This is a genomic window from Johannesbaptistia floridana (genome assembly GCF_057440575.1).
The window spans coordinates 1-4770 of the sequence record NZ_JALKVM010000007.1 but is presented as its reverse complement, the minus strand read 5'-3'; the positions used below and the strand labels follow the sequence as shown (position 1 = coordinate 4770).

The following is a 4770-nucleotide window of genomic DNA, read 5'->3' as shown; positions in this document are numbered from 1 at the left end:
AAGCGTTGAGCATTAATTCTTTAACTCATTACTCATTACTTCAAAACTCATTACTCAACCACCACCAGTAACATTAGGTAAAGATGCAAGATGTGAGCAACGGCGTGCCCGCGATGCTTTGGTAGGCATTGCCGGAGAACCATCGGGATTTTGAACTGGTACTCGCAACATAAGAGATAATCCTTGTTTTACAAGTTGTAAGTCCCTAAGACCACCAAAAGCCTTGTGTCCTGCAATTACGCAGTGCTTCCACCCAAGGAAGCCAACAAATAGTCCGAGCTAGGGAAATACCCGGAAGTGTTATGGCTTTTGGCTCGTGGTCTAGCCAACTCTTAGTCAGACGTTGGGTCGTCCAAGCTGCGCGGCTTCAGCCCGCAGAAGTTGACCTTTGTGAGAGACGTTTAACGCTTTCACCTCCTAACATCTCGTCAGCTTTAGCTAAAATCTGGGGAATTTTCTTAGCATGGGGACTATTGGTGAGACAAGATTGCAGATTTACTTGGGAGAGGTTGGTAGCTTTGTTACCAGGAAACCAGTGACTAGCATTGCCGAGGAGATTATAGCGCATCTTGGCATAGTCCACTAAATCATAAGCTGTCGCTAAGTTATAAAGCCAGAGAATTCTTTCTATATTGATTTTTGCTGGTGTATCTTCCCACCTAGGTAAACCCTGGCGCCAAGTTTGATACCAATCTTTACCCAAACAGGAGATCGCTTCTGCCTCTAACCTTTCTATAATTGGTGGTAAGATCTCCTCCGCTTTATCTACTAGAGATAATACTCGTAGATGTTCATCAAAGTCTCCTGGTTTAGCTGCGCCTAAACTTAGGGTATGTACTTCAAGGTGAGATAGGCAAAATAAATCATTAAATACCATCGGACTTAGGGGTTTACATAAATCAACCAGTTTTTGAGGCGGTTGATAGAGTTTACCACCTTTGTCAGAAGGACTAATGATAAATACTCCTAGATCATACTCCTTTGCCGCCGCGATCGCCGGCCAATTTCTTTGATCTATATAATACCAGTGTAAATTTACATAATCAAACTGATTAGTTTGAATAGTTTTAACAATTATATCTGTGGGACCATGGGTAGAGAAACCAATAAATCGTACTTTTCCTTCTGCTTGTAATTTTTTGGCCTCTTCTAAACAGCCATTAGGTCGAATACTGTAATCTAGTAAATCTTGAGTATTGATACCATGGAGAGAAAATAAATCTACATAATCCAGTTGCAGAAAACGTAGAGATTGTTCAAAATTGCGTCTAAACTCTAACCTATCTGCTAATGGTGATACTTTAGTTTGAACAATTAACTTTTCTCTCGATATCTTCGGTAAAATTTTACCTAATTGTAACTCAGAAGTGCCATAACCTCTAGCCGTTTCAATATGATTAATCCCGACTTCTAGAGAACGAAGAATTGTTTTTTCTAGATTCTCTTGATTATCCCTAGGGATTTGACTTTCTGGGATATCTTGCCATTTGTATTGATATCTCATTCCTCCGCAAGAGAAAACAGGCATTGATAAGTTAGTACGTCCAAAACGTCGATACAACATAGAAATTTATTAAGCGCATTTTTTCTTACTTTAGCATCTTCATTATTTAGTATTCCAACCTACGGGCTACGGGTGACAAACTACAATGATTAGCTTAATACACTTCATCGTGACTCCCAATTGTTTCTAAAAGAATTGCTTGTTTTTCTTCATATTGAACAAATTTAAAGATAATTCTTAAATCATAAGCAGCAGTACATGAATAAGAGTCTTTAAGGTCACCTTTGAGTTTATGAGTTCTTAATTTAGGATGAAATGGATCTTCGCAAAGTAATTCTAAGGTCTCTTGGATATTTTTAGCTAATTCAGGCTGCTTTCTTACAATTTTTTGAGCAGTTCTAATGAAAGCACTTGACCGTAGTCAGACAAAATTCACGAAAGAATCTCCTTCATGATTTGTTCAGGTGTCATAGGTTGACATTGACCTTGGGCAAATTCTTTTTGAGTTTCCTGAATGTCTTTAACTAACTCCGCTCTTTTTTGCTCTCTCAGACGATTTTTTAAAATATGAACGAGGTTTTCTTGATCTTCTAGGGGAAGTTGTTCGGCGGCTTCTAAGATCTCTGCAAAGGTTGTTTGTGTCATCTTGTTCTAAAACACTATAACTTGAACTGTCTAATATTCTACAATTAAAATTTTAAAACATTCTGTCTTAAAGCTTAGAGTTTTGGCAACAGAACCATCAAAGACTAACAAAGTCTATCTAGTTAAAGAGAAAAAAAGAGTCAATCAATGATACTCTATTTATAAAGAATAATTGGGTTATAATTATATGAGTGATTTAATAGCGATCGCCTACGACGACGAATACAAAGCTGAAGAAGTTCGTATAGCTTTGATTAAACTTCAAAAAGAGCACCTCATTGAATTAGAAGATGCTGCTGTAGTCGTAAAAAAAGAAGATGGTAAAGTAAAACTCAAACAAGCAGTTAATTTACCAGCCGCTGGCGCCGTAAGTGGTAGCTTTTGGGGTTTACTCATTGGTACTCTGTTTTGGGCACCTTTAGCAGGTGTAGCTTTAGGCGCCGCTAGTGGAGCTATTTCCGGTGCTTTAACTGATATAGGCGTTGATGACAATTTCATGAAAGAGTTGGGACAAACCTTAACCCCCTCTACATCTGCCTTATTTGTATTAGTGCGTAAAGTTACACCAGACAAAGTACTAGAAGAAATATCTCCCTATGGTGGTAAAGTTTTACGTACTTCCCTCAGCAAAGACCAAGAAACACAGCTACAAGAAGTCCTTAGCAATCGAGGTATTTCCCCCAAAACAATTCAAGAAGCTCAAGCATAAACAAACTATCTATTAGTTAAGTTTTCTGACTCTTGCAAGTAATAACCGAGCAGTCAGATAACCAGCTAACAGGTATAATGTCTACCAAATTAAAAATAAAAATAATTATGAATACCCAAAACTCAGAAAAATCAACAGTTATTTCCCCATCTATTCTTTCTGCTGATTTTAGCCGTTTAGGAGAAGAAATCAAAGCTGTAGATGCAGCCGGGGCTGACTGGATACATGTAGACGTGATGGATGGTCGTTTTGTTCCTAATATAACTATTGGTCCTCTAATTGTTAAAGCAATTCGTCCTCTTACCCAAAAGCCTCTAGATGTTCACCTGATGATTGTTGAACCAGAAAAATATGTAGAAGATTTTGCCCGCGCTGGGGCTGATATTATTTCTGTTCACGCTGAACACAATGCTTCTCCTCACCTTCATCGCACTCTCACTCAAATTCGTGAACTAGGGAAAAAATCAGGAGTGGTACTTAATCCTTCTACACCTCTAGATTTGATTGAGTATGTTCTCGAAGTATCTGACCTCGTCTTGATTATGAGTGTAAACCCTGGTTTTGGTGGTCAAAGCTTTATTCCCAATGTTGTACCCAAAATCCAAAAATTACGCCAAATGTGTACAGAAAAAGGTTTAGATCCCTGGATAGAAGTAGATGGAGGTCTGAAACCTAATAATACTTGGCAGGTTTTAGAAGCTGGCGCTAATGCCATTGTAGCTGGTTCTGCTGTATTTAAAGCACCAGACTACGCTGAAGCTATAGAAGGAATTCGTAATAGTAAGCGTCCTTCTCAAGAATTAGCTAGTGTTTAGCTTATCTATTTATTAATTAATTAGCCTCAACTATTTAGTAACGATAGTTGAGGTTTTTTTTGCATACAGGTGATTATCAAGCACCATACTGGATATCTCTTATACTATCCTGCTAAAATATGAATACATCAAAATTTAATCAAGATATGATCGTTGATAAATACGAACTGAAAATATTAGAGGAGATAAAAGAATTAGTTGCATCGATGTCCGAAGATACTAAAAAACTTCTCACAGAAAAATTAGAAAAAATTGTCCGACAACCTGATGCAAACATAGAAGAACAATCTCTCGCCGATGCCATTTCAGGAAAAACTTATAGTGCTGAGGAAAAAAAAGAACTAGAATTAGTTAACTTGATGAAGTCTTTTTCTCTAAGATCTAAACTATTAGAAAATACTATTAACACGACGCAAGTTGCAAAATTATTAGATTGTAGTTCTAGACAAACTCCTATAGACAGAGTTAAAAACCAAACTTTAATTGCTGTTAAGGATAATGGGCAATGGAAATATCAGTAGATGGCAATTTGACCCTGAAGGTACTGATGGTGTAATTCTAGGGTTACCAAACATAATTAAAACTTTACAAGTATCAAATTTAGCTAAAATTAGTTGGTTGACTAGTCCCAATGCTGTATTTAATAATCATAGTCCTTTAGATATGCTCAAACAGGGAAAGATTGAACCAGTAGTCAATGAAGCAGTGGCGGTAGGATTAACTCAATAATGGTTGCCATCAACTTTCCTCCTCCTGATCCAAAAATCAGTAGATGGAAAAGTTTTTCCCCAGAGCGATCGCTTTATTTGAGCGTGCTGAACCTCAATTGAAAAGTGCCAAAGTTATCACTTTACCATTGAATTCTAATGCCTTGCGTCCTGCACTTGCTGATATTGCGATTGAGAATAGTTTGATATTTTGATAATTCTTACACAATTGATCTTTTTTCGCTATTTAATTATATAATTAATTAAACATTAATGTTGGGTTTCGTGCCTCAACCCAACCTACAAAATCTAGTCTGAATAAGCCTTTAGGGTCAACTCAGATCTTGCACCAAAGCCCAAAAGTTGCTGGTGTAAGGGTAATTTAGAATG

The 4770-nt window shown here is 37.3% G+C and carries 8 protein-coding genes; 5 read left to right on the top strand and 3 right to left on the bottom strand.

Annotation, left to right across the window (positions count from 1 at the left end):
• Positions 1-367: 367 nt before the first annotated feature.
• The 3 genes from MW688_RS00585 to MW688_RS00575 form a co-directional block, all read right to left on the bottom strand.
• Positions 368-1564, bottom strand: coding sequence for an aldo/keto reductase (locus MW688_RS00585; RefSeq protein ID WP_486733961.1), 1197 nt, complete (start codon positions 1562-1564; stop codon positions 368-370).
• Positions 1565-1658: 94 nt separating this feature from the next.
• On the bottom strand, positions 1659-1907 hold the full coding sequence (locus MW688_RS00580; protein WP_486733963.1) for a type II toxin-antitoxin system RelE/ParE family toxin: 249 nt from the start codon (positions 1905-1907) through the stop codon (positions 1659-1661).
• 29 nt (positions 1908-1936) lie between these two features.
• Positions 1937-2149 carry a hypothetical protein gene (locus MW688_RS00575; protein ID WP_486733960.1) on the bottom strand — a complete coding sequence of 71 codons (213 nt, stop codon included), beginning with the start codon at positions 2147-2149 and terminating at the stop codon, positions 1937-1939.
• Positions 2150-2336: 187 nt separating this feature from the next.
• Here MW688_RS00575 and MW688_RS00570 point away from each other — a divergent pair, with 187 nt between their 5' ends.
• The 5 genes from MW688_RS00570 to MW688_RS00550 all read left to right on the top strand — a co-directional run bounded on the left by MW688_RS00570 (position 2337) and on the right by MW688_RS00550 (position 4595).
• Positions 2337-2858 (top strand): DUF1269 domain-containing protein, encoded by a 522-nt coding sequence (locus MW688_RS00570; RefSeq protein ID WP_486733958.1) that lies wholly within the window; start codon positions 2337-2339, stop codon positions 2856-2858.
• 107 nt (positions 2859-2965) lie between these two features.
• Complete coding sequence (gene rpe, locus MW688_RS00565; RefSeq protein WP_486733962.1) at positions 2966-3673, top strand: ribulose-phosphate 3-epimerase; 708 nt, start codon at positions 2966-2968, stop codon at positions 3671-3673.
• Positions 3674-3792: 119 nt separating this feature from the next.
• On the top strand, positions 3793-4194 hold the full coding sequence (locus MW688_RS00560; RefSeq protein WP_486733957.1) for a hypothetical protein: 402 nt from the start codon (positions 3793-3795) through the stop codon (positions 4192-4194).
• A complete protein-coding gene (locus MW688_RS00555; protein ID WP_486733956.1) occupies positions 4172-4402 on the top strand; it encodes an antitoxin Xre/MbcA/ParS toxin-binding domain-containing protein in 231 nt (76 codons plus the stop codon). The genes MW688_RS00560 and MW688_RS00555 overlap by 23 nt, the downstream gene beginning before the upstream one ends.
• 43 nt (positions 4403-4445) lie before the next feature.
• Complete coding sequence (locus MW688_RS00550; protein ID WP_486733955.1) at positions 4446-4595, top strand: hypothetical protein; 150 nt, start codon at positions 4446-4448, stop codon at positions 4593-4595.
• The last annotated feature ends 175 nt before the right edge of the window (positions 4596-4770 follow it).

Bases quoted from the DNA above. Each gene is read 5' to 3' on its own strand.
- MW688_RS00585 (WP_486733961.1), bottom strand. From the start codon at position 1,564: ATGTTGTATCGACGTTTTGGACGTACTAACTTATCAATGCCTGTTTTC.
- MW688_RS00575 (WP_486733960.1), bottom strand. From the start codon at position 2,149: ATGACACAAACAACCTTTGCAGAGATCTTAGAAGCCGCCGAACAACTT.
- MW688_RS00570 (WP_486733958.1), top strand. From the start codon at position 2,337: ATGAGTGATTTAATAGCGATCGCCTACGACGACGAATACAAAGCTGAA.
- rpe (WP_486733962.1), top strand. From the start codon at position 2,966: ATGAATACCCAAAACTCAGAAAAATCAACAGTTATTTCCCCATCTATT.
- MW688_RS00560 (WP_486733957.1), top strand. From the start codon at position 3,793: ATGAATACATCAAAATTTAATCAAGATATGATCGTTGATAAATACGAA.
- MW688_RS00555 (WP_486733956.1), top strand. From the start codon at position 4,172: ATGGGCAATGGAAATATCAGTAGATGGCAATTTGACCCTGAAGGTACT.
- MW688_RS00550 (WP_486733955.1), top strand. From the start codon at position 4,446: ATGGAAAAGTTTTTCCCCAGAGCGATCGCTTTATTTGAGCGTGCTGAA.